The organism is Dokdonella aquatica, from assembly GCF_051987395.1.
Taxonomy (GTDB): Bacteria; Pseudomonadota; Gammaproteobacteria; order Xanthomonadales; family Rhodanobacteraceae; genus Dokdonella.
Genome location: NZ_CP197094.1, coordinates 3,586,866 through 3,610,393, shown reverse-complemented (window position 1 = coordinate 3,610,393; position 23,528 = coordinate 3,586,866). Strand labels below are relative to the sequence as shown.

Here is a 23,528-nt window from a genome sequence, read left to right as displayed (position 1 = left end):
CCGACGTCGCGCTCAGAGCCGTGCCAGCGCCTGCTCGAGATCGGCGATCAGCACGGCAGGCTCCTCGAGTCCGATCGACAGGCGTACCAGGGCGAGCGACGACGTGCCCGCTGCACGCAGCGGCGCGTCCGAGGGGAACACCGCGCAGACCGGGAACGCGAGCGACTCGTAGCCGCCCCACGATACGGTCATGAGGAAACGCTCGAGCCCGTCGCAGAAGCGCTCGACCGCGGCGACGTCGACGGCATCGAGCTCGATCGTGACGAGGCCGCTGGCGCCCTTGAGCTGGCGCTCGCTGAGGCCGAGCTGCGGATTCGCGCTCGCGTGCGGTGCGTGCACGTGGCGAACGCGCGGATGCGTCTCGAGGAACGCGAGCACTTCGCGCGTCGTCGCGGCGATGCGTTCCATGCGCACGCCAAGCGTGCGCAGGCCGCGCAGCATGAGCCAGGCATCGTGCGGCGACAGCATCGCGCCGAACGTCATGTAGGGTCCCTTGAACACCTCGCGCAGCAGCGCCTCGCTGCCGCACAGCACGCCCGCGACGACGTCGCTGTGCCCGTTGAGGTATTTGGTCGCCGAATGCGCGACGAGGTCGATGCCGAGCGCGATCGGCGACTGGTTGAGCGGCGTCGCGTGGCTGTTGTCGCAGAGCGTGCGGATCCCGCGCCGCCGCGCGATCGCGGCGACGGCGGCGAGATCCTGCTGCTCGTAGGTCATCGAGTTCGGGCTCTCGAGCACGATCAGCGTCGTCGCCGGCGTGATCGCGGCCTCGAAGTTCGCCGCATCCGTGCCGTCGACGAACGTCGTGGTCACCCCGAACTTCGCGAGCAGGTCGCGCAGCAGGCCGCGCGTCCAGCTGTAGGGTTTCGCTACGCAGACGACGTGGTCGCCGGCCTTGACGCAGGCGACCACGCCCGCGGCGACCGCGGCCGCGCCGCTACCGAAGGCGAGGCAATCCTCGGCGCCTTCGAGCGCGGCGATCTTCCTGCGCAGGATCGCGACGGTCGGGTTGTTGCCGCGCGTGTAGAGGTGCTCGGCGTACTCGTCGCGGAAGCCCTCGCGCATCGCCGCGACGGTCGGGAATGCGAAGATCGACGACTGCACGAGCGGTGGCGCGACGGCGCCGTCGTAACGCGCGCGCTCCTCGCCGAGATGGTTGAGGATGTAACTCAGGTCCATGGTCAGCGCGTACCTGCGACGCGCACGAGGTGCAGGCGCGAGGTCCCGTCGCGACCTTGCTCGCGGTAGGTCTCGATGCGATCGAGGCTGCCGTCGGCGTTCGGCACGAACTCGAGGCGATGCAGGTGGGAACGCGAGGCGTCGGCGAGGTTGGTCGCGTCGGCGAACTCGAACACGAAGCCCTGCCCTTCGCGCAACGCGAGGCGTGGCTGGTTGCCCTGCGCGCAGTAGTGCGTGGCGAGCACGCGTGCGCCGTCGCGATGGAACACCGACAAGGTCTCGCCCGGGGTGCCGGGCTGCCAGGCTTCGGTCAGCGCGGAGCCGCGCGAGATCGCCGCGTAGTCGATGCGCACGCCGGCTGCCCCATCGACGGACGAGGTCCAGCGACCCCCGATCGCCTCGCCGAGGCGATCGAGCGCGTCGGCACCGGCGGCCTGCGCGTCACCCGCGCAGGCCAGCGCGAGCATCGCGACGAGGGCCTTCACTTGGCGAGCTTGCGCACGAGTTCGGCCGTGTGGCCGGCGATCTGCGGGTCCTTGAGAGCCATGTGCAGCGTCGCCTGCACCAGGCCGAGCTTGTTGCCGCAGTCGAAGCGCTCGCCCTCGAACCGGTAGGCGAGTACGGGGCTTTCCTTGAGGAGTTCCTCGATCGCGTCGGTGAGCTGGATCTCGCCGCCTGCGCCGGGCTTCGTGTTCTCGAGCAGCGAGAAGATGCGGCCCGGCAGCACGTAGCGGCCGACGATCGCGAGGTTCGACGGCGCGACCTCGGGCTTGGGCTTCTCGACGACGAGACGCACGCGCGCCGCGCGCTCCGACACGGGCTCGGCATCGACGATGCCGTACTTGTTGGTCTGCTCGCGCGGCACCTCCTCGACCGCGAGCACGCCGGCGTTCTCGCGCTGCGCGACCTCGGCCATCTGGCGCAGCGCACCCGCGCCGGCGTTCCAGATGAGGTCGTCGGCGAGTACCACGCCGAACGGCTCGTCACCGACGACGGGCTTCGCGCACAGCACGGCATGGCCGAGGCCGAGCGCTTCGGGCTGGGTCACGAACACGCAGCGCACGTGGCGCGGCAGCGTGCCCTGCACGAGTGCGAGCAGCTCGTCCTTGCCCGACTGCGCGAGCTTGCTCTCGAGCTCGTAGGCCTTGTCGAAGTAGTCGGCGATCGCGTGCTTGTAGCGGTTGGTGACGAAGATCAGCGTGTCGGCACCGGCATCGACGGCCTCGTCGACCGCGTACTGGATCAGCGGGCGATCGAGCACGGGCAGCATTTCCTTGGCCACGACCTTGGTCGCGGGAAGGAAGCGCGTGCCGAGGCCGGCGACCGGGAACACTACCTTGCGCAGGGGTCCGTTGGACATCGGGGAGTCCTTGTGTCGAAGGGATTCAGGAGGGGCGCGCGGCGAACGGCAGCACGGTGGCTTCCGTGTCGGCGGGACGCGCGTCGAATTCGGGCAGCAGCTGGACGAGCACGCGCCTCAGCATGTCCTCGTCATAGTCGCGCACGGCGAGCTCGGCCTGGCGCAACAGCGTGCCGAGCAGGCTCCAGCCCATGCTGCGCGGCTGGGCGAGGAAGATCTTCGCGTGCGTCGTGGCCTGGTAGTTCTCGAGCGGATGGAACAGTTCCTCGAACAGCTTCTCGCCCGAGCGCAGGCCGGTGAAGGCGATCGCGATGTCGCGACCAGGCTGCTTGCCGGCGAGCTTGATCATCTGCTCGGCGAGGTAGGTGATCTTGACCGGCTCGCCCATGTCGAGCGCGAAGATCTCGCCGCCCTTGCCGAGCACGCCGGCCTGCAGGATCAGCTGGCAGGCCTCGGGGATCGTCATGAAGTAGCGCGTGATCTCGGGGTGCGTGACCGTGACGGGACCGCCCGCGCGGATCTGCTCGCGGAACAGCGGCACCACCGATCCTGCCGAATCGAGCACGTTGCCGAAGCGCACCGTGATGAAGCGCGTGTGCGACTGCGCGGCGAAGTTCTGGCAGAAGATCTCGGCGGCACGCTTGCACGCGCCCATCGTGCTGCTCGGGTTGACGGCCTTGTCGGTCGAGATCAGCACGAAGCATTCGGTGCCGTGGCGGTCGGCCGCTTCGGCGACGATCTGCGTGCCGAGCACGTTGTTGCGGAACGCCTCGCGCACCTGATCCTGCAGCAGCGGCACGTGCTTGTACGCGGCCGCGTGGAACACGACCTGCGGGCGTGCCGTCGCGAACGCGCGTTCGCAGGCGATCGCGTCACCGCAGTCGCCGATGCGTGCCTCGAGGATCAGGTCCGGGAACTCACGGTGCAGCTCCTGCTCGATGCGGTAGAGGTTGTACTCGGAGATCTCGTAGATGGTCAGCGACGACGCGCCGAGGCGCGCGACCTGGCGGCACAGCTCCGAGCCGATCGAGCCACCACCGCCCGTGACGAGCACGCGCTTGCCCGAGATGCCGCCACGGATCGAGGTCCAGTCGAGCTGGACCTCTTCGCGACCGAGCAGGTCCTCGATCGCGACCTCCTTGAGTTCGCCGAACGTCGAGCGCCCGGCGACGACATCGGCGAGTCGCGGCATCGTGCGGAACGGCAGTCCGCTGGCCTCGCACAGCGCGACGACCCGGCGCATCTGCGCGTTGTTGGCCGACGGCATCGCGATCAGCACGGTTTGCGCAGCCGTCTCGCGCGCGAGCTCGGGCAGCTGCTCGAGCGTGCCGAGCACCGGCACGCCGTGCAGGCGCGCACCGCGCACCTGGGTGTTGTCGTCGAGCACGCCGACCGGACGGTATCGGTTCTCGCGCAGCAGGTCGCGCACGAGCGTCTCGCCGGCCCGACCGGCGCCGAGCACGAGCACGCGCAGAGCAGGCGAGCGCGACAGGAAATCGAGCCGGCTGTCCTTCCAGTATCGGTACGCCAGGCGCGGTACACCGAGCAGTACGGCAAGCGCGACCGGATACACGAGCAGCACCGTGCGAGGGACCGTGGCGAGGCGGTTGTAGAGGAACAGCGTGACCGCGATCGCGAGCGCGCCGAGGATGGTCGCGCGCAGGATGTTCCAGAGATCCGGCAGGCTCGCGAAGCGCCACAACCCCTTGTACAGACCCGTCACCCAGAACACCGCGCCCTGCGCGGCGAGCACGAGCGCCATCTCGGGCCCGAACATCGGCACGTCGGGCCGCCAGGACTCGAACGACCAGCGGAACGAGGTGATCGCCGCCCACGCGAGCCACACCATCGCGAGGTCGTGCAGCACGACGGCGAAGCGCGGGTGGATCTTGGCGATGAGCGGATTGGGCACTACGACCTCGGGAGACGGTGACGCGCCGCACGGATGCAATGACGCTTGCCGATGAGCCAGGCCAGCGTCGCCAGCCCGTAGGCGACGACGAGACCCTCGACGCCCAGGCCGGTGTACGACGACGCCGTGACGGGAGCGTTCGTCGCAGGCATGGCCAACCCGTGGTTCATCCATGCAAGGACAGGCACCACCACCACGAGGTTCCACGCCATGTACATGCCGGTCACCCGCCTGTGCGAACGACCGCCGCGCACGAGCCACTGGTAGAGGTGTTCGCGGTGCGCACTATACCAACGACGCCCGTTCACCATGCGCCACAGCAATGTGGCCGTGGCATCGACGACGAACACCGAGCACGCGACCAGCCCGCTCGCCACGGCGACCGGAGGCGCGAGCATCTGCCAGCCGATCGCGACCGCGACGAGCAGCCCGAGCACGCCACTGCCGACGTCACCCATGAAGATGCGCGCGCGCGGGAAATTGAACGGCAGGAAGCCCAGCGTCGCGGCCGCGAAAAGGCCGATGCGCTCGGCCTCGACGACACGTCCGGCCATCGCGCAGAGCGCCGCGAGCACGGTGAACACGAACAGCGCCTGGGTCGCGAGCAAGCCGTCGATGCCGTCCATGAAGTTGTGCAGGTTGACCGACCAGGCGATCGCGACCACGAGCATCACCGACAACGCGATCCACAGTGCGCTTCCCGCGACCACGAGACCGGCGAGCGGCGTCGCCACGAGCAGCACGATCGCCGCGGCGAGGTGTGCGAGCAGGCGTGGCCGTGCGCCGAGCCCGCGGTGGTCGTCGATCCAGCCGACCGCCGCGACGAGCAGCGTCGCGACCGAAATCGCGAGCAGCGCGGGCACATCCACGCCGTGGCTCGCCACGAGCACGAGCAGACTGGCGACGAGCACGCCCGCGACGATGCCGATGCCGCCACCGCGTGGCGTCGGCATCGTGTGCGAACGACGCTGGCCAGGCTGGTCGAGCAGGTTGCGGCGCCGCGCGTAGGCGAGGCTCCATGCGGTCACGCCGGCCGACGCGGCGAGCACGCACAGCGCGACGATGCCCCAGGCCGCGATCGACCAGGCCTCCACCCTGCCCGCCTACTCGCCGACCACGCCGTGGATCGGGCGCACCGACGCCCAGCTCTTGCAGCTCGGGCATTGCCAGTGGTGCGCGCGCGCGCCGAAGCCGCAGCGCGAGCAGCGGTACATGGCCTGGCCCTCGAGCAGCTTGCGCACGAGGTCGCGCTGGATCAGGAAGCCCTCGCGTGCCTCGCCCTGCGCGGTATGCAGGTTGACGTCGATGAGCGCCATGAGCGCGCGCACCGACGGGCGCTGGCGCAGCTGGCGCGTGAGGAACTCGATCGCGACCGGTTCGCCCTGCGTGCGCGCGTAGAGCTTGGCCAGCGCGAGCACGGGCGAGACACCCTGGTAGCGCTCGTTGATCTGCAGCAGGAACTCCTCGGCGCGCTGCATGCGGCCCGCACGGGCGTAACAGTCGAGCAGCGGCGAGAGGATCTCGGGCACGTAGTCGAGGTCGCGCACGGCGACACGTTCGAAGGCCGCGATCGCTCCATCGACATTGCCCTGCGCGGCCTCGAGATGGCCGAGCACGATGCTCGCGCGCACGCTGTCGGGTTGCGCCTCGAACGCCGCGTCGAGCGCGGCGCGCGCCTCGTCGCAGGCTCCGCGCGCACGCGCCTGCTCGGCGAGCTCGCACTGGAACTGCGCGATGAGCGTGCCCTGCGACTCGCCGGTCAGCTGCTCGAGCTTGCGCGCATGGTCGATCGCCTTGGCCCAGTCGCGTTCGTGCTGATAGATCGACACGAGGTGGCGCAGTGCCGGCGGCGCGAGCGCGTCCATCGCGACGAGATCGGTGAACAGGGTCTCGGCGCGGTCGAGAAGGCCGGCGCGCATGTAGTCCTCGCCGAGCTCGAGCAGCGCGACGGTCTTCTCCTCGCCGCTCAGGCCGGGGCGCGCGATGAGGTTCTGGTGCACGCGGATTGCGCGATCGACCTCGCCGCGGCGGCGGAACAGGTTGCCGAGCGCGAGGTGGGTCTCGATCGTGTCGCGGTTGTACTCGGCGACCTTGAGGAACACCTCGATCGCCTTGTCCTGCTGCTCGTTGAGCAGGTAGTTGAGGCCGCGGAAGTAGTTGGTCGACAGCTCGCTGACGCGCGCGCCCGAGGTGCGCTCGCTGCCGCGACGCGCGACATACCAGCCGGACAATGCGGCGACCGGGAGCAGGAGGACCAGCAGCAGCGTGGTCATGCGCGGTCGGTGGCGGTGCCTTCGGAGGACTCCAGGCGCGTGCGCAGTTCGGCCGCGCTGCGACGGGCCGCACGCACCTCGCGCTTGAGGCGCGGCACGCGCAACGTCCACACGACGAGGCCGCCGAGCACCCAGCCGGCGAGCAGCGCGGCGAGCAGAGCAGCGCCCTTGGGCACCTCGACATCGACGAGGTAGAGATCGAGCGCGATGCGTTCGGCGTTCAGCGCACCGAACGTGGCGCCGAACACGGCGAACAGCAGGACCAGCACGACGGCGCCCAGGCGCATGGGGAGGATCTCCGGAGAGGCCGCGGGACGGGGTCGGAGCGGCTTACTCGTCCTCGGACTCGACGATCGGCGCCGTGCTGCCGTTGACGCGCTCGCGCAGTTCCTTGCCCGGCTTGAAGTGTGGCACATGCTTGCCCGGCAACGCGACCGCATCACCCGTCTTCGGGTTGCGGCCCATGCGCGGCGGGCGGAAATGGAGGGAGAAACTGCCGAAACCGCGGATCTCGATGCGGTCGCCTTCCGCGAGCGCATGCGTCATCTGCTCGAGCAGGCTCTTGACCGCGAGTTCGACGTCGTTCGCAGCGAGGTGCTGCTGGCGTGCGGACAGGGCTTCGATCAGTTCCGATTTGGTCATCGCGGTACGGAATGGCGGGGTTCAAAAAAGCGCCCACCGCGAGGTGGGCGCCACGTATCCAGCAGGTGCCGCCCTCGCGGGCGGCACCGGACCGCGATCAATCGCGGTTGAACTTCTCTTTGAGCAGCGCGCCGAGCTGGGTCGTCGCACCGGTGCTGCCCGAGTACTCGTCGAGCACCGACTGCAGCTCTTCCTCGTCCTTCGCGCGGATCGACAGCTGCAGCGTGCGGCCCTTGCGGTCCATGCCGATGAACTTGGCCTCGACCGCATCGCCGACCTTCAGGTGCAGCGTGGCGTCCTCGATGCGCTCCTTGGCGATGTCGTTCGCACGCAGGTAGCCCTCGATGCCGTCCGCGATCTCGATCGTCGCGCCGCGCGCGTCGACTTCCTTCACGGTGCCGTTGAGGATGCTGCCACGCGGGTGGTTCGCCATGAACTGGCCGAACGGATCCTGCTCGAGCTGCTTGATGCCGAGCGAGATGCGCTCGCGCTCCGGATCGACCGCGAGCACGACCGCCTCGATCTCGTCGCCCTTCTTGAAGTTGCGAACGAGGTCTTCGCCCGAGGCCTGCCACGAGATGTCGGACAGGTGGACGAGACCGTCGATGCCGCCGTCGAGACCGATGAAGATGCCGAAGTCGGTGATCGACTTGATGCTGCCGACGACCTTGTCGTTCTTCTTGTAGATGGCCGCGAACGCTTCCCACGGGTTGGCGCGGGTCTGCTTGATGCCGAGCGAGATGCGACGACGCTCTTCGTCGACGTCGAGCACCATGACCTCGACCTCGTCGCCGACCTGCACGACCTTGGACGGGTTGACGTTCTTGTTCGTCCAGTCCATCTCGGACACGTGGACGAGGCCCTCGACGCCCGGCTCGAGCTCGACGAAGCAGCCGTAGTCGGTGACGTTGGAGACCTTGCCGATGATGCGCGTGCCGCTCGGGTAGCGGCGGCTGATCGCGACCCACGGATCCTCGCCGAGCTGCTTGAGGCCGAGGCTGACGCGGTTGCGCTCGCGGTCGAACTTGAGGACGCGCACGTCGAGCTCGTCGCCGACGTTGACGACTTCGCTCGGGTGACGGACGCGCTTCCACGCCATGTCGGTGATGTGCAGCAGGCCGTCGATGCCGCCGAGGTCGACGAACGCGCCGTAGTCGGTGAGGTTCTTGACGACGCCCTTGACGACCGCGCCTTCCTGCAGGCGGTCGAGCAGCTGCTCGCGCTCGACGCTGAACTCGCTCTCGACGACCGCGCGGCGCGAGACGACGACGTTGTTGCGCTTGCGGTCGAGCTTGATGATCTTGAACTCGAGTTCCTTGCCCTCGAGGTACGACGGGTCGCGCACCGGGCGCACGTCGACGAGCGAACCCGGCAGGAACGCGCGGACGTCCTTGATGTCGACCGTGAAGCCGCCCTTGACCTTGCCGGAGATGCGGCCGACGACGCTCTCGTTCTTCGAGTGGATCTCCTCGAGCTCGTCCCACACGAGCGAGCGCTTGGCCTTCTCGCGCGAGAGGACCGTCTCGCCGAAGCCGTTTTCGATCGAGTCGAGGGCGACCTTGACCTCGTCACCGACGTTGATTTCGAGTTCGCCCTGATCGTTGCGGAACTGCTCGATCGGAACGACGCCCTCGGACTTGAGGCCGGCATTGATCACGACCACGTCGGAGCGGATTTCCACGACCGTACCGAGCACGATCGAGCCAGGCTTGAGCTTGGCGATCGACTGCTGGCTCTGCTCGAAGAGTTCGGCAAAGCTTTCGGTCATGGTTTCGGCGAGACTTGCATTCATGTTGGATTCCAGTGGGAGACAACAGACCGCAACACCGGTGTGGCACGCTGGCGCACGAAAACGGGTTCGGTCCACCTGTCAGGGGCATGCAGGCATGCCATGGGTTGAAACCGGAGCACGACGTGCGCCGGGACGGTTTTCCTCCTGCCCGCGATCAGGCGGGACGAACGACGGAAAGCACGGCAGCGACCACGCCGTCGACCGGGATACCTGTGGTATCGATCGTCAGGGCGTCGTCTGCCGGGCGTAGCGGCGCCACCACTCGGGCGGCATCGCGCTCGTCGCGCGCCTGGATCTCGCGCAGGAGGGCGGAGAGGGTAACATTCAACCCCTTATCCTTCAACTGCTTATACCGCCTGCGCGCACGCTCGTCGGCACTCGCGGTGAGGAACACCTTGAACGGTGCATCGGGGAAGATCACGGTGCCCATGTCACGGCCGTCGGCGACCAGTCCGGGTCCCTTGCGGAAGCCGCGCTGCTTGTCGAACAGCGCCGCGCGCACGCCCGGGAACGCCGCGATCGCGGACGCCGCGGCACCGGCCGTCTCGGTGCGCAGTTCGTCGGTGGCGTCGTGGCCGTTGACGACCACGCGGGTCTCGCCGCCGTCGCCGGGATCGCGGAACACGATGCGGGTCGCCTCGGCGCTGCGCGTGACCGCGGCCTCGTCGGTCAGGTCCACACCCGACATCCCGGCCGCGTAGCCGACCGCGCGATACAGCGCCCCCGAATCGAGCAGGTGCCAGCCGAGCCGGTCGGCGACGAGCCGGCTGATCGTGCCCTTGCCGGACCCGGACGGGCCGTCGATCGTGAGGACGGGAATCGGCGTGGCGCTCTTGGGCATCGGGTCGCGACCTCGGGTCTCGGGCGCGGCGGCGCACGGCACGCGTGGGGTGCCGCGCGTGTGCTGCCGCGCAAACCGTCATTGTAGCGCCTGGGGCCCTGGCTTGACCGGCGTCAACGCACAGTCATCCACGCACGGCGAGACTGCGGGCATCGTCCCCCCCGGAGATTCCGCGATGTACACGCATCTGCTCGTTCCGACCGACGGCAGCGAACTGTCCGACCTCGCCGTCGACAACGCGATCCGCCTCGCCACCGCGCTCGGCGCGCGCCTCACCGCCTGGGCCGGTGCCGAGGTCTATGCGATGACCTACGCCGAAGGTGCGTTCGTGGATCAGGCTGCCTTCCGCGAACAGGCGCTGGCCGGCGCGAAGCGGCGCGTGCAGGCCGTCGTCGAGCGCGCCAGGGCGGCCGGCGTGCCCTGCGAAGGTGTCGCCGAGGACTGCGAGGCGGTCTGGCGCGGCATCGTCGACGCGGCGGCACGCGAAGGCTGCGACCTCGTGCTCATGGCCTCGCACGGCCGCAAGGGCTTGTCGGCCGTGCTGCTCGGCAGCGAGACCCAGAAGGTGCTCACGCACTCGAAGGTGCCGGTGCTGGTCTACCGCTGAACCACGGCGCGCGCGGCGCGCCGTGGTGGCATCACGGTGCGTCGATCGCGAATCCGCAGCCGTTGGCGAGCGCGACGAAGCCCGGGAACGAGGTCGCCACGTTGGCGCAGTCGCCGATGCCGATCGTGCCTTCGGCGACCAGCCCGGCGACCGCGAAGCTCATCGCGATGCGATGGTCGCCGTGGCTCTCGACCTCGCCCGCGCCGAGCCTGCCGCCTTCGATGACCGCTCCGTCGGGCGTCTCGTCGATGCGCACGCCTAGCGCCCGCAGGCCGTCGGCCATGACCGCGATGCGGTCCGATTCCTTGACGCGCAGCTCGGCCGCGCCGGTCACGCGCGTGGTCCCGCTCGCGGCGGCCGCGGCGACGAACAGCACCGGGAACTCGTCGATCATGTCGGGCACGAGCTCGACCGGCACGTCGATGCCACGCAGGCGCGCATGGCGCACGCGCAGGTCGGCGACGACCTCGCCTCCCTGCGTGCTGCGGCCTTCCTCGGTGATGTCGGCGCCCATGAGGCGCAGTGCCTCAAGCAGGCCGGTGCGGCGCGGGTTGAGGCCGACCGCGCGCAGCACGAGGTCGGAACCCGGCACCAGCGTCGCCGCGACGAGAAAGAACGCCGCCGACGAGAAGTCGGCCGGCACGACGACGTCGGTCGCGTGCAGGCGGTGGCCGCCCGTGAGCTTCGCCCAGCCGTCGCCGAACGCGATCGGCCAGCCGAACGCGGCGAGCATGCGCTCGGTGTAGTCGCGCGTCGGGTGCACTTCGCGCACCTCGGTCTCGCCTTCGGCGTAGAGACCGGCGAGCAGTACCGCGGACTTGATCTGGGCACTCGCGACCGGCGGCGTGTACGCGATGCCACGCAGTGCACGACCGCCGGCGACATGCAGCGGCGGACGACCGCCGTCGCCCGCCGTGATCGACGCCCCCATCGCCGCGAGCGGATCGATGACGCGCCCCATCGGGCGCTTCGACAGCGAGGCGTCGCCGACGAGCACGCTGTCGAAGGCCTGCGCGGCGAGCACGCCCGCGAGCAGGCGCATGCCGGTGCCCGCGTTGCCGCAGTCGATCGCGCCATCGGCCGCGCGCAGCCCGTGCAGGCCGACGCCGTGCACGATGCGGCGCGACGGCGACGGTGTCTCGACGCGTACCCCCATGCGCGCGAACGCGGCGGCGGTCGCACGCGTGTCCTCGCCTTCAAGGAAGCCGTCGACCTGCGACGTGCCTTCGGCGAGCGCGGCGAACATCACCGCGCGGTGCGAGACGGACTTGTCGCCCGGCACGCGGATCTCGCCCGCCAGCGCGCGTCCGCGGCGACTGGTCCAGCGCAGCGCGCTCATGCGAGGGCCTCGAGCAGGCGCTCGTTCTCGGCACGCGTGCCGATGCTGATGCGCAGCATCTGCGGCAGGCCGTACGCGCCCATCGGGCGCACGATGATGCCGGCGTCGTACCAGGTCTGCGCGATCGCCGCGGCACGGTCGCCCGCGTCGAGCATGAGGAAGTTGCCCTGCGACGGCAGCACGCCGAAGCCGCGCGCACGCAATGCATCGGCAAGCCCGTCGCGGTCGGCGACGACACGGGCGACGGTGTCGTCGAGGTAGTCCGTGTCCTCGAGCGCGGCGGTCGCCGCGGCGAGTGCGAGCGCGTTGCCGTTGAACGGCTGGCGCAGCCGCGCGAGCACGCCGGCGACCGACGGGTCACTGACCGCATAGCCGAGGCGCAGCGCGGCGAGCCCGTAGGCCTTCGAGAACGTGCGCGCCACGACGAGATTGGGATGACGCGCGAGCAACGCGGTCGCGGGGCCGAGGCCCGGTGCGGTCGCGAATTCGAGGTAGGCCTCGTCGAGCACGACGATGACCTCGCGCGGCACCCTGGCGAGGAACGCGGCCAGTGCCGCGTCGTCGAACCAGGTGCCGGTCGGGTTGTTCGGGTTGGCGAGGAACACGAGGCTCGTGTCCTCGCGCACCGCGGCGGCGAGCGCCTCGAGATCGTGGCCGAGCGGCATCGTCGCGTGGTCGCGCGGCAGCGCCGGCACGACGATCGCCTCGGCGCCGACCGCAGCCGTCGCGATCGCGTAGACCGCGAATGCGTACTGCGAGAACACCACCGAACGCCCCGGACCGGCGAAGCATTGCGCGAGCAGCACGAGCAGTTCGTTCGACCCGTTGCCGAGCGTGATGCCGGCCGGCGCGACGCCGAAGCGGCGTTCGAGCGTGCGCTTGAGCGCACTGCCGTCGGGATCGGGATAACGGTGCGCGTTCGCGAGCACCGCCGTCATCGCCTCGACCGCGCGCGGCGACGGGCCGTACGGATTCTCGTTCGAGCCGAGTTCGGCCGGCGGCCGGGTGCGCTCGCGCGCGCCCTGCTTGTCCGAACCTGTGTCGTAGGCGCGCAGCCTGGCGATCGCGGGCATCGCCCGCGCGAGCGCGTCGAAACTCACGGCACCGCCACCGGGTAGGAACCGAGCACCTTGACCTGCGCGGCGTGCTCCTCGAGTTCGGCGAACGCCTGGCGCATCGGCTCATCCTCGACGTGGCCGGCGAGATCGATGAAGAACGCGTACTCCCACTTGGCCTGGTGCGACGGCCGCGACTCGATGCGGCTCATGCTGACGCCGTGGCGCGCGAACGGGCTCAGCACGTTGAACAGCGCACCGGGCTGGTCCTTGATGAAGACCAGCACCGAGGTGCGGTCGTGGCCCGAGGCGGGAAACAGCTGGCGGCCGATCACGAGGAAGCGCGTGGTGTTGTCCTTGTTGTCCTCGATCGGACTCATGATGACCTTGCGCAGGCCGTAGACATTGGCCGCGGCCTCGCCCGCGATCGCCGCGGCGTCGTCGGCGGCACGCGCGCGGCGCGCGCCTTCGGCGTTGCTCGATACGGGCACCTTCTCGACCTTCGGCAGATTGCCGCGCAGCCAGCCCTGGGTCTGCGCGAACGATTGCGGATGCGAGTAGATCCGCTCGATGTCCTCGATGCGTCCCGAGCGCGACAGCAGGAACTGGTGCACGCGCAGCTCGACTTCGCCGCAGATCTTGAGGTTCGAGGTCAGGAACATGTCGAGCGTGACCTGGATCGTGCCCTGCCCCGAGTTCTCGACCGGCACCACGCCGAAATCGGCGTTGCCGTTCTCGACCTCCTGGAAGACCTCCTCGATGCTCGCCATCGGCATGCCGTGCGCGGAACGGCCGAAGTGCTTGAGCACGGCCTGCTGGCTGAAGGTGCCCTCGGGACCGAGGAAGCCGATCTTGAGCGGTTCCTGCTGGGCGAGGCAGGCCGACATGATCTCGCGGAACAGGTGCACGAGCACCTCGTCGCTGAGCGGGCCCTCGTTGCGGTCGACGACCATGCGCAGCACCTGCGCCTCGCGCTCGGGCCGGTAGTAGTCGATCGCGGCGGCCAGCGGGCCCTTGGCGAGGCCGACCTGGTGCGCGAAGCGCGCACGCTCGGCGATCAGCGACTGGATGCTGCGGTCGATGCCGTCGATGCGCGCGCGCACTTCGGCGAGCGAGGGCGTGGCGCTGGATTCGGGTTCTTGGCTCATGGGGATCCGGAAAACGTGGGAAGCGACGGCTCAGCCGTGGCGGCGCGCGAAGTCGCGCATGAAATCGACGAGCACGCGCACGCCCTCGACCGGCATCGCATTGTAGAGCGAGGCGCGCATGCCCCCGACGGCCTTGTGGCCCTTGAGCGCGAGCAGGCCGGCATCCTTCGACTCGGCGAGGAACGCGGCATCGAGTTCGGCACGCGGCAGCGTGAAAGGCACGTTCATCCACGAGCGCGCCGCGGGCGCGACACGATTCGTGTAGAAGCCGCCCGAGCCGTCGATCGCGTCGTACAGCAGCGTCGCCTTGGCATGATTGCGCTCGCCCATCGCGGCGAGGCCGCCCTGCACCTTGAGCCACTTGAACACGAGCCCGGCGAGGTACCAACCGAACGTGTTCGGCGTGTTGAGCAACGAACCCTGCGCGGCGTGCTCGGCGTAGTCGAGGATCTTGGCCAGCCCTACCGGACGCCGCGCGAGCAGGTCGCGCCGCACGATCATGACGACGAGTCCGGCCGCGGCGATGTTCTTCTGCGCGCCGGCATAGACGAGGCCGTAGCGCGTGATGTCGAGCGGCTTGGACAGGATGTCCGAGGACATGTCGGCGACCAGCGGCACGTCGCCGACGTCGGGATCGGCGTGGAACTGCACGCCGTGGATGGTCTCGTTGCTCGTCACGTGCACATAGGCCGCGCCGGGATCGAGCTGCCAGTCGGCACGCGGCGGCAGGTCGGTGAAGCCGCTCGCCTCCGACGTCGCGGCGACGCGCACGCCGACGTACGGCGCGGCCTCGCGCACGGCCTTCTCGCCCCAGGCGCCCGACACGATGTAGTCGGCCGAACGGTCAGGCGCGGCGAGGTTCATCGGGATCTGCGCGAAATGCTGGGTCGCGCCGCCCTGCAGGAACAGCACCGCGTAATCGGCCGGGATGCCGACGAGGTCGCGAAGGTCGGCCTCGGACTCCTCGGCCAGCGCCATGAAGGCCTTGCCGCGGTGGCTCACTTCCATGACCGAGGCGCGCTCGCCGTTCCACTCGAGCAGTTCGGCCTGCGCCTGGCGCAGGACCTCCTCGGGCAGCGCCGCGGGACCTGGACTGAAGTTGTAGGCTCGACTCACGATCACTCCCGCCGGCAGGCGTGCGGCGGGGCCGCGAACCGGCACGTGCCGGAGGACGCGGAAGCGTATGCCGCATGATGCATCGCGGCAAGCCGGCGCGGGGCGGTCCGACGCCGCATCCGTGGCGCGCCGCCTGACGTACACATGAAGGTTTTGCGATCACGTGCGCGCAGGAGGGGAACCGGCGTCGTACCCTGCGTTCCAACCCCGACGCCTGCCGGAGTCGCCCATGCCCGCTTACCGCCCGCCCCGCATCCCGTCATCCGAGATCACGCCCGAGGCCGTCTGGACTCGGCGCCGCGAGCTGCTCAAGAGCATGCTGCTCGCGCCGGCCCTGCTCGCCGGCTGCTCGCGTGATTCGGAGGCCGAAGCCGCGGCGGCGGCACCGGAAGCCGAGCCCGAATGGGGGCGTCCGTTGTCGGCGACCACCGGCAGCCCGTACAGCACGCGCGAGGCACCGACGCGTGCACGCGACGCGACCACCTACAACAACTACTACGAGTTCGGCACCGACAAGGCCGATCCCGCGCGCACGAGCGGCAAGTTCAAATCCGAGCCCTGGAGTGTCGAGATCGCCGGCGAGGCCGAGGTCACCGGCACGTTCACGCTCGAGGACATCCTCAAACCGCACGCGCTCGAGGAACGCATCTACCGGCTGCGCTGCGTCGAGGCCTGGTCGATGGTGATCCCGTGGATCGGCATCCCGCTTGGCGAGCTGCTCAAGCGCTTCAAGCCGACCTCGAAGGCCCGATACGTCGCCTTCACGACCGTCGAACGCCGCGGCGAGATGCCGGGCCTGCGCTATCCCGTACTGGACTGGCCGTACCGCGAAGGCCTGCGCATCGACGAGGCCGTGCATCCGCTCGCGATCCTCGCGGTCGGCCTGTACGGCCGCACGCTGCCGCCGCAGAACGGCGCGCCGCTGCGCCTCGTCGTGCCGTGGAAGTACGGGTTCAAGAGCATCAAGTCGATCGTGCGCATCGACTTCACCGAGAAGCAGCCGGCGACCTCGTGGAACCTCTCGGCGAGAGAGGAATACGGCTTCTACGCCAACGTCAATCCGGACGTGAGCCATCCGCGCTGGAGCCAGGCCACCGAACGGCGCATCGCCGGCGACGGCTTCAACCTGTTCGGCAACCGCCTCAAGACCCTGCCGTTCAACGGCTACGCCGAGCAGGTCGGTTCGCTGTACACCGACCTCGACCTGCGCCGGAACTACTGATGACCGCACGTCGCGACGCGATCGCCTGGAGCAAGCCGTTCGTGTTCGCGGCGGCACTCGTGCCGCTCGCGCTGCTCGTGCTCGACAGCGTGCGCGGCACGCTCGGCCCCGACCCGGTCGCCCAGCTCGAGCACGCCACTGGTGCGTGGGCGCTGCGCTTCCTGCTCGCGACGCTCGCGATGACCCCGCTGAGGCGCGCGACCGGCTGGCCCGGCTGGATCCGCTACCGGCGCATGCTCGGCCTGTTCGCATTCTTCTACGCGACGCTGCACCTCGTCGTGTACGTCGTCGTCGATCTCGGTGGCTTCTGGTCGCAGCTGCTCGGCGAGATCGCGAAGAAGCCCTACATCACGGCCGGCGTGCTGGCCTGGCTGATCCTCGTGCCGCTCGCGGTGACTTCGACGCGCGGGATGATGCGGCGCCTCGGCCGACGCTGGCAGTCCCTGCACAAACTCGTCTATGTGTCCGGGCTCGCCGCCGTGCTGCACTACCTGTGGCAGGTCAAGTGGGGCGAGACGATCGCGGTCGTCGAGCCGCTGGTCTACGCCGGCGTGTTCCTCGCGCTCATGGCGGCACGCGTGCCGGCATGGCTGCGCACGCGGCGCGTGGCGGCCTGATCGGGTATCAGCGGCTGCCGAACCAGATCAGCCCGGCGATGCCGAGGCCGATCAGGCCCGCGACCGCGATCAGCCACCACACGCCGTTGCCGCCGTCGTCGGTATCGACGGCGTCGGACGGCAGCGTGATCGCCTGCATGGTCTGCGTGATCGCGGGGGCAGCGTGCGCCGGCGTGAGCGCGACCTGGCCGCGCTGCGGGTAACCCGGTGCCTCGAGGACGAAGCGGTTCCGGCCGAACGCGATCTGGTCGCCAGGGTGCAGAACGGCATCGAGCACGTCGACGCCGTTGACGGTCACGCCGGACCGTGCGTCGAGGCGGCGCAGGTGGATCGCGTCGCCGCTCAGTTCGATCGCGACATGGCGCTCGGCCACGTCGGCCTCGTCGATGTCGAGCCCGGCAGCACGCCCATGGCCGATGACGAGGGCATCCGTGATCGCGATGGTCTTGCCGAAATGCGCGCCGGAGACGCCGCGAAGCACGACGGAGACCGGCCCCTGCCGCGGTGCGGCGCGCGAACCGGAAGGCAGCGTGGTGACGATGCTTTCGTCGCGGTCGGGCTTGAGCAGGATCGCGGCCGAGCCGACGTTCACGACGTCACCGAGCCGCAACAACGCCTTCTCCACAATGGGACGTGCGTTGACGTGGGTGCGCGCGGCGGCGTCGGTCACCTCGAGGATGAGGCCGCGCGGATCGACGAGGATGCGTGCATGGCGCGGCTGCAACGCGCCCGATGCGAGCACGATCGAGTTGCCTTCCGCGCTTCCGATGCTGACGACGCCCTCGCCGACCGTCACGTCGGCATGCTCGCCGTTGGGAAAACTCAGGCGCATCGATGCACCAGTTCCAGAAAGTCGGCGCACTCTATCAGGATGTGACAGGACTGACATCCGGGCGCGACGTGCTCGCGCAGGCCCCTGTCGGGCCGCCCCGCGAGTCGGGCATCATAGCGGTCGCTGCCGCGCGCGGCGCCGGCAGACCCACAGGAGACCCCCATGGCGCGCATCGACATCCGCCGCAAGCACGGCTACACCCTCAAGGACGCGAAGAAGGCGGTCGACGCCCTCGCCAAGAAGCTCGCCAGGGAGCACAGCCTCGACTGTGCCTGGCAGGACAACACCCTCGAATTCTCGCGCAGCGGCGTCAAGGGCCACATCGCGCTGACCAAGGGCGAGATCCACGTGTTCGCCGAACTCGGTTTCCTCATGGGCATGCTCAAGCCGCAGATCGAGGCCGAGATCAACGAATACCTCGACGAGCACATCGACTGACCGATGCTGGACCTGCGCACGGCCCGCGCACCGGGCAAAGCCTCGCGCCCGCCGCGCATCGGCCTCGCCGTCGCCGGCGGCGGCCCGATCGGCGGCATCTATGAAGTCGGCGCGCTGCGTGCGCTCGACGAGGCCATCGACGGCCTCGACATGAACGCGCTCGACGTCTACGTCGGCGTGAGCTCGGGTGCCTTCGTCGCCGCCGCGCTGGCCAACCGGCTCGACACGGCCGACATGTGCCGCGCCTTCATCACGGGTGATTCGGACCAGTTCCGCTTCGCCCCCGAGGCGTTCGTGCGCCCTGCCCTGTTCGAGTACCTGCGCCGTGCCGCGGGCGTGCCGCGCCTCGTGCTCGAGTGGCTCGTCGACGCCGCGCGCCATCCCCTGCAGCTGCGCCTGTCCGACCAGCTCATGCGCCTCGGCGGCATGCTGCCGACCGGCCTGTTCGACAACGAGGCAATCGAGCGCTTCCTGCGCGAGGTGTTCACCTCGCACGGGCGCAGCAACGATTTCCGCACGCTGGCACGCAAGCTCTACGTGGTCGCGGTCGAGCTCGACAGCGGCCGCGCCGTGCACTTCGGCGCGCCCGGCCACGACCACGTGCCGATCTCGCGCGCGATCGAGGCCAGTGCGGCGCTGCCGGGCGTCTACCCGCCCGTGAAGATCGACGGCACGTATTACGTCGACGGCGCGCTGCGCCACACCCTGCACGCCTCCGTCGCGCTCGACGCGGGCGCCGATCTCCTCTTCGCGATCAACCCGCTCGTGCCGATCGACGCCGCGCACGCGCACACGCTCGGCAAGGCGGCCAGCGCGAGCCTCGTCGACGGTGGCCTGCCCGCGGTGATGTCGCAGACCTTCCGCACGCTGCTGCAGTCGCGCATGCAGGCCGGCCTGCCGCGCTACGAGCGCGAGTACGCCCACGCCGACCTCGTGCTGCTGCAGCCCGATCGTGACGACGCCGACATGTTCTTCACCAACGTCTTCAGCTTCGCGCATCGCGAGCGCCTGGCCGAGAACGCCTACCGCACGACGCGCGCCGACCTGCGCCGCGACGCCGCGCGCCTCGCCCCGCTGCTCGCGCGGCACGGACTGCGCCTGCGCGAGGACGTGCTCGCCGACGACAGCCGCACGCTGCTGTCGGGCCTGCGCGACAAGCCGGCCCGTCGCACGCCGGCCACGACGAGCCTGCATCGTGCCCTCGACGACCTCGACCGCGCGCTCGCACCGGACCGTGCGCGTGCCGCGAAGCGCCCCGGGCGCAAGGCACGGCGACCGGAGCCGGCCGCCTAGGCACGAAACTCTAGGCGCAAGCGCTAGTCTTTTTCACTTTCGGGTGCACCCGCACGCGAAGTCCTTGATGGAGGGAAGCATGAGCAAGCCGAAGTTGAAGTCGCGCGCCACGTCCGAAGCGCCCGCCCCGAAGTCCGGCCGCGGCGGCGGCAAGCTCGTCGAATCGGCCCAGCACATCTGGCTGGCCGGCCTCGGCGCGTTCGCCAAGGCGCAGGAGGAAGGCACGCGCATGTTCGAGGCGCTCGTGCGCGAAGGCTCGGCGCTCGAGCAGAAGACGCGCAAGTTCACCGCAGGCAAGTCCGACGAGGCGCGCAGCGCCGTCGAGGCGGCGGTCGGCCAGGTGCGCGAGCGCAGCCAGGAGACCTGGGACAAGCTCGAGAAGGTGTTCGAGACGCGCGTGTCGCGTGCCCTGTCGCGCCTCGGCGTGCCGGGCAGCGGCGAGATCAAGGCGCTGACGGCGCGCGTCGAGGAGCTCGCGCGCGAAGTCCACGCCCTCAACGGCGGCTCGACGCGCAAGGCCGCGGCCAAGCCGGCCACGGCCAAGGCCGCCGCGGCGCGCTCGGTGTCGCGCGTGAAGGACGAGCTCGCCGATGTCGCACGCGAACTCGAAACCGCCCAGCTCAGCAAGGCGACGGTCACGCCGGCGAAGAAGCCCGTCCTCAAGAAGGCGGCGCGCAAGCCGGCCGCCAAGGCCGCGAAGAAGGCCTGAGGCCTTCCCGCACGGGGACGCCGACGGCGTCCCCGTGCGATGCACGCTTACCAGTGCACGCCGCGCATGAGCGCGGCGAATGCGACCTGCTCGCTCGACGGTCCCTGCGCTTCCTCGCGCACGCCCTTGATGCCCTTCGACGCGGCCGAGTCCGGGAACAGCCGGAACGCCGTGTTCATGACGATCTCGTAGGCGCGCGGCGACACCGCGTAGAACAGCTGCGCGAAGATGCCCGTGCGCGTCGCCACGCGGACCGGGCGCTCGATGATCGCCTCGACGACGAGGTCGGCGGCCTCGTCCGGCGTCAGCGTCGGCACCGAGTCGTACATCTTGGTCGGCGCGATCATCGGCGTCTTCACGAGCGGCATGTTGATCGTCGTGAAGTTGATGCCCTGGTCGGAGAACTCGGCCTGCGCGCAGCGCGAGAACGCGTCGAGCGCGGCCTTCGAGGCGACGTACGCCGAGAAGCGCGGTGCATTGGTCAGCACGCCGATCGACGAGATGTTGATGATGTGGCCGCGGTGGCGCTCGGCCATCTTCGGCAGCACGCCCATGATCAGGCGCAGCGAGCCGAAGTAGTTGAGCTGCATCGTGCGCTCGAAGTCGTGGAAGCGGTCGTAGCTCGACGCGATCGCGCGGCGGATCGAGCGCCCCGCGTTGTTGACGAGGATGTCGACCCCGCCGTGCTCCTCGTGCACCTTGGCGACGAACGCGTCGCACGAGGCGAGGTCGGCGAGGTCGACCTTGTAGATATGGCAGGTGCCGCCGGCCTCGGTGATCTCCTTCTGCGTGGCCTCGAGCTCTTCCTCGCCACGCGCGCAGACGACCACCTTGGCGCCCGCCGCGGCGACCTTGAGCGCGACCGCACGGCCGATGCCGGACGTACCGCCGGTGATCACGACGACCTTGCGACGCACCTTGCCCGACAGCGAGTGGTCGACGAACAGGTCCGGATCGAGGTGGCGCTCCCAGTAGTCCCACAGGCGCCACGCGTAGGTCTCGAGCTTGGGCAGCACGATCTTCGAGCCGCGCAGCGCACGCTCGGTCTCGCGCGAGTCGAAGCGCGTCGGGTAGTTGACGAACTTCATGACCTGCGCGGGGATGCCGAAATCGCGCAGGAACATGCCGACCATGCGCCGCACCGGCGGCAGGCTCGACAGCGCCTGGCGCACCGCGCCGGGCACGAACGCGAACATGCGCGCGTCCAGGCGCATGGTCATCTCGGGTGCATGGCCTGCACGCGCGAAGATGTTGAGCACCTCGCCGATGCGCCGCGGCGCGGGATCGGTCAGGTGGAAGGTGTGGCCGTCGAGCTTGGGCTTGTGCGCGATGTGGTCCATCGCGGCGGCGACCCAGTCGACCGGCACGAGGTTGATGCGCCCGCCCTCGAGGCCGATGGTCGGCATCCACGGCGGCAGCACCTGGCGCATCTTCTTGATGAGACGGAAGAAGTAGTACGGACCGTCGATCTTGTCGGTCTCGCCGGTCTGCGAATCGCCGATGACGATGCCCGGTCGATAGATGCGGAACGGCACCGTGCACTCCTTGCGCACGAGGCCTTCGGAATCGTGCTTGGTGCGGAAGTACGGGTTGTCGAGCCCTTCGGCCTCGTCGAACATGTCCTCGCGGAACACGCCCGGGTACAGGCCGGCCGCGGCGATCGAACTGGTGTGGTGGAAGCAGCCGGCCTTGATCGCGGCGGCGAGCTCGAGCGCGTGGCGCGTGCCTTCGACGTTCGCGGCGACCTGCGCCTGTTCGTCGGCGGCGAGGTCGTACAGTGCGGCGAGATGGAAGAAATGCGTGACCTTGCCGGAGAGTGCGCGCAGCGTCGCCGGCGCGATGCCGAGCTTCGGCTTGGCGAGATCGCCGACGACCGCGGCGAGGCGGTCCTCGCCGACGCCGAGCTGCTCGCGCAGCGCCTCGAAGCGCGCGAGCGATTCCTTGCGCACGAGGCAGTGGATCCTGCCCTTGCGCGCGAGCAGGCGCTCGATGAGGCGGCGCCCGATGAAACCGGTCGCGCCGGTCACGAAGTACGTCATGTGATCCCTCCCGTGGGTGTTGCATCGCGCCGCTCGCCTGCCGTCGGCAGGTCGGCGACGCACCTTGTGCGGTCGAGCATAGTCGTCCGCCCTCGCGGTTTCCATGCACGCCATGGATCGCGTTGACCCTCGTCGTCGGCGCGTGATAGAACGCCCGGACGCGTGGGGACGCGGATCATGAGAACGAGGGCACCATGTCCGACCTGAAAGCCCGTTTCGAGAAGGCCGCCGAAGACGTCAAGCAGCTGTCCGAGCGTCCCGACAACGACACGCTGCTCAAGCTCTACGCGCTGTACAAGCAAGGTGCCGAAGGCGACGTCTCGGGCCCCAAGCCGGGCTTCTTCGACTTCGTCGGCACGGCCAAGTACGAGGCCTGGACCAAGCTCAAGGGCACCAAGGCCGAGGACGCGATGCAGAAGTACATCGACCTCGTCGCCAAGCTGCGCGCCTGACCGCGCAGCGACGGAAGGCCGGGCGTGGCACGCCAGACACGGGAAAGGATCCTCGAGACCGCGCTGGCGATGTTCAACGCGCAGGGCGAGCCGAACGTCACGACCAACCACATCGCCGACGAACTGGGCATCAGCCCCGGCAACCTGTACTACCACTACCGCAACAAGGACGACATCATCGGCCAGCTGTTCGCGCGCTACGAGCAGCGCATCGACAGCGCGCTGGCCGTGCCCGAGGACCGCCTGCCGAACCTCGAGGACGTCTGGCTGCAGCTGCACCTCGTCTTCGAGTGCATGTGGGAGTACCGCTTCGTCTACCGCGACCTCGTCGACATCCTGTCGCGCAACCGCAAGCTGCGCGTGCACTTCGCGCGCATCCTCAAGCGCGCCTCCGAGAACGCCGCCGGCGTCATGCGCGGCCTCGCCGCGGCGCAGATCCTGCGCGCGAGCGCCGACGAGATCCACGCCACCGCCGAGAACATCGTGCTCGTGGCGACGTTCTGGCTCAACTTCGACGCCGTCCGCCACGCGCGCACCGACAAGGAAGCGCCCGACATCGGCCGCGGCATCCACCAGGTCATGATGCTCGTCGCCCCGTTCCTGCGCGACGCCGAGCGCCTGCATCTGAACACGCTGGCGGGCGCCTACCTGCGCTGACTCCT

The 23,528-nt window shown here is 69.5% G+C and carries 23 protein-coding genes and 1 pseudogene; 8 read left to right on the top strand and 16 right to left on the bottom strand.

What is annotated here, in order from left to right; all coding sequences use genetic code 11:
• Positions 1-12: 12 nt before the first annotated feature.
• From ACQQ2N_RS16030 to cmk, 10 genes and pseudogenes are all read right to left on the bottom strand, one after another.
• Positions 13-1,179 (bottom strand): trans-sulfuration enzyme family protein, encoded by a 1,167-nt coding sequence (locus tag ACQQ2N_RS16030; protein ID WP_440222577.1) that lies wholly within the window; start codon positions 1,177-1,179, stop codon positions 13-15.
• A 2-nt stretch (positions 1,180-1,181) separates the two neighbouring features.
• Positions 1,182-1,664 (bottom strand): hypothetical protein, encoded by a 483-nt coding sequence (locus tag ACQQ2N_RS16025; RefSeq protein WP_440222576.1) that lies wholly within the window; start codon positions 1,662-1,664, stop codon positions 1,182-1,184.
• Entirely contained in the window at positions 1,661-2,539 is an 879-nt protein-coding gene (gene galU / locus ACQQ2N_RS16020) for a UTP--glucose-1-phosphate uridylyltransferase GalU (RefSeq protein ID WP_440222575.1), read from the bottom strand. Before galU ends, ACQQ2N_RS16025 begins: the two co-directional genes overlap by 4 nt.
• 25 nt (positions 2,540-2,564) lie before the next feature.
• Positions 2,565-4,388, bottom strand: a complete 1,824-nt coding sequence (locus ACQQ2N_RS16015; RefSeq protein WP_440225784.1) for a polysaccharide biosynthesis protein — start codon at positions 4,386-4,388, stop codon at positions 2,565-2,567.
• A 62-nt stretch (positions 4,389-4,450) separates the two neighbouring features.
• On the bottom strand, positions 4,451-5,545 hold the full coding sequence (locus ACQQ2N_RS16010; protein WP_440222574.1) for an MraY family glycosyltransferase: 1,095 nt from the start codon (positions 5,543-5,545) through the stop codon (positions 4,451-4,453).
• Positions 5,546-5,554: 9 nt separating this feature from the next.
• The gene (gene lapB / locus ACQQ2N_RS16005) at positions 5,555-6,724 is read right to left on the bottom strand and encodes a lipopolysaccharide assembly protein LapB (RefSeq protein WP_440222573.1); all 1,170 of its coding nucleotides are present in this window, start codon (positions 6,722-6,724) and stop codon (positions 5,555-5,557) included.
• Entirely contained in the window at positions 6,721-7,011 is a 291-nt protein-coding gene (locus tag ACQQ2N_RS16000) for a lipopolysaccharide assembly protein LapA domain-containing protein (protein ID WP_440222572.1), read from the bottom strand. Before ACQQ2N_RS16000 ends, lapB begins: the two co-directional genes overlap by 4 nt.
• Before the next feature lie 43 nt (positions 7,012-7,054).
• The gene (locus tag ACQQ2N_RS15995) at positions 7,055-7,366 is read right to left on the bottom strand and encodes an integration host factor subunit beta (protein WP_440222571.1); all 312 of its coding nucleotides are present in this window, start codon (positions 7,364-7,366) and stop codon (positions 7,055-7,057) included.
• Between the two features lie 97 nt (positions 7,367-7,463).
• Positions 7,464-9,146: pseudogene (gene rpsA / locus ACQQ2N_RS15990) on the bottom strand (30S ribosomal protein S1); the annotation flags it as partial.
• A gap of 166 nt (positions 9,147-9,312) precedes the next feature.
• The gene (gene cmk / locus ACQQ2N_RS15985; protein ID WP_440225783.1) at positions 9,313-9,999 is read right to left on the bottom strand and encodes a (d)CMP kinase; all 687 of its coding nucleotides are present in this window, start codon (positions 9,997-9,999) and stop codon (positions 9,313-9,315) included.
• Positions 10,000-10,174: 175 nt separating this feature from the next.
• Here cmk and ACQQ2N_RS15980 point away from each other — a divergent pair, with 175 nt between their 5' ends.
• On the top strand, positions 10,175-10,606 hold the full coding sequence (locus tag ACQQ2N_RS15980; protein ID WP_440222570.1) for a universal stress protein: 432 nt from the start codon (positions 10,175-10,177) through the stop codon (positions 10,604-10,606).
• A 31-nt stretch (positions 10,607-10,637) separates the two neighbouring features.
• Here the strand turns inward: ACQQ2N_RS15980 and aroA are convergent, their stop codons facing one another.
• From aroA to serC, 4 genes are read right to left on the bottom strand one after another with little or no spacing between them, the layout of a single operon-like run.
• Positions 10,638-11,945, bottom strand: coding sequence for a 3-phosphoshikimate 1-carboxyvinyltransferase (gene aroA / locus ACQQ2N_RS15975; protein ID WP_440222569.1), 1,308 nt, complete (start codon positions 11,943-11,945; stop codon positions 10,638-10,640).
• Positions 11,942-13,045, bottom strand: coding sequence for a histidinol-phosphate transaminase (hisC, locus tag ACQQ2N_RS15970; protein WP_440222568.1), 1,104 nt, complete (start codon positions 13,043-13,045; stop codon positions 11,942-11,944). The genes aroA and hisC overlap by 4 nt, the downstream gene beginning before the upstream one ends.
• Positions 13,042-14,148, bottom strand: coding sequence for a prephenate dehydratase (gene pheA, locus ACQQ2N_RS15965; protein WP_440222567.1), 1,107 nt, complete (start codon positions 14,146-14,148; stop codon positions 13,042-13,044). The genes hisC and pheA overlap by 4 nt, the downstream gene beginning before the upstream one ends.
• Positions 14,149-14,178: 30 nt before the next feature.
• On the bottom strand, positions 14,179-15,264 hold the full coding sequence (gene serC, locus ACQQ2N_RS15960) for a 3-phosphoserine/phosphohydroxythreonine transaminase (RefSeq protein WP_440222566.1): 1,086 nt from the start codon (positions 15,262-15,264) through the stop codon (positions 14,179-14,181).
• Positions 15,265-15,493: 229 nt separating this feature from the next.
• On the opposite strand from serC, the gene msrP reads away from it, so the two are divergent.
• A complete protein-coding gene (msrP, locus tag ACQQ2N_RS15955; RefSeq protein WP_440222565.1) occupies positions 15,494-16,486 on the top strand; it encodes a protein-methionine-sulfoxide reductase catalytic subunit MsrP in 993 nt (330 codons plus the stop codon).
• Entirely contained in the window at positions 16,486-17,103 is a 618-nt protein-coding gene (locus tag ACQQ2N_RS15950) for a sulfite oxidase heme-binding subunit YedZ (RefSeq protein WP_440222564.1), read from the top strand. Before msrP ends, ACQQ2N_RS15950 begins: the two co-directional genes overlap by 1 nt.
• Before the next feature lie 7 nt (positions 17,104-17,110).
• Here ACQQ2N_RS15950 and ACQQ2N_RS15945 read toward each other — a convergent pair whose 3' ends face one another.
• Positions 17,111-17,992 carry an FHA domain-containing protein gene (locus ACQQ2N_RS15945; RefSeq protein WP_440222563.1) on the bottom strand — a complete coding sequence of 294 codons (882 nt, stop codon included), beginning with the start codon at positions 17,990-17,992 and terminating at the stop codon, positions 17,111-17,113.
• Between the two features lie 105 nt (positions 17,993-18,097).
• On the opposite strand from ACQQ2N_RS15945, the gene ACQQ2N_RS15940 reads away from it, so the two are divergent.
• The 3 genes from ACQQ2N_RS15940 to ACQQ2N_RS15930 all read left to right on the top strand — a co-directional run bounded on the left by ACQQ2N_RS15940 (position 18,098) and on the right by ACQQ2N_RS15930 (position 20,375).
• Complete coding sequence (locus tag ACQQ2N_RS15940) at positions 18,098-18,373, top strand: polyhydroxyalkanoic acid system family protein (protein WP_440222562.1); 276 nt, start codon at positions 18,098-18,100, stop codon at positions 18,371-18,373.
• 3 nt (positions 18,374-18,376) lie between these two features.
• A complete protein-coding gene (locus ACQQ2N_RS15935; RefSeq protein WP_440222561.1) occupies positions 18,377-19,666 on the top strand; it encodes a patatin-like phospholipase family protein in 1,290 nt (429 codons plus the stop codon).
• A gap of 79 nt (positions 19,667-19,745) precedes the next feature.
• Positions 19,746-20,375 carry a phasin family protein gene (locus ACQQ2N_RS15930; RefSeq protein ID WP_440222560.1) on the top strand — a complete coding sequence of 210 codons (630 nt, stop codon included), beginning with the start codon at positions 19,746-19,748 and terminating at the stop codon, positions 20,373-20,375.
• A gap of 47 nt (positions 20,376-20,422) precedes the next feature.
• Here the strand turns inward: ACQQ2N_RS15930 and ACQQ2N_RS15925 are convergent, their stop codons facing one another.
• Positions 20,423-22,414 carry an SDR family oxidoreductase gene (locus tag ACQQ2N_RS15925; protein WP_440222559.1) on the bottom strand — a complete coding sequence of 664 codons (1,992 nt, stop codon included), beginning with the start codon at positions 22,412-22,414 and terminating at the stop codon, positions 20,423-20,425.
• A 194-nt stretch (positions 22,415-22,608) separates the two neighbouring features.
• Between ACQQ2N_RS15925 and ACQQ2N_RS15920 the strand changes: the two genes are divergently transcribed.
• Positions 22,609-22,866 carry an acyl-CoA-binding protein gene (locus ACQQ2N_RS15920; protein WP_440222558.1) on the top strand — a complete coding sequence of 86 codons (258 nt, stop codon included), beginning with the start codon at positions 22,609-22,611 and terminating at the stop codon, positions 22,864-22,866.
• 24 nt (positions 22,867-22,890) lie between these two features.
• Positions 22,891-23,523: a TetR/AcrR family transcriptional regulator gene (locus ACQQ2N_RS15915; protein ID WP_440222557.1), complete on the top strand. Its 633-nt coding sequence runs from the start codon at positions 22,891-22,893 to the stop codon at positions 23,521-23,523.
• The last annotated feature ends 5 nt before the right edge of the window (positions 23,524-23,528 follow it).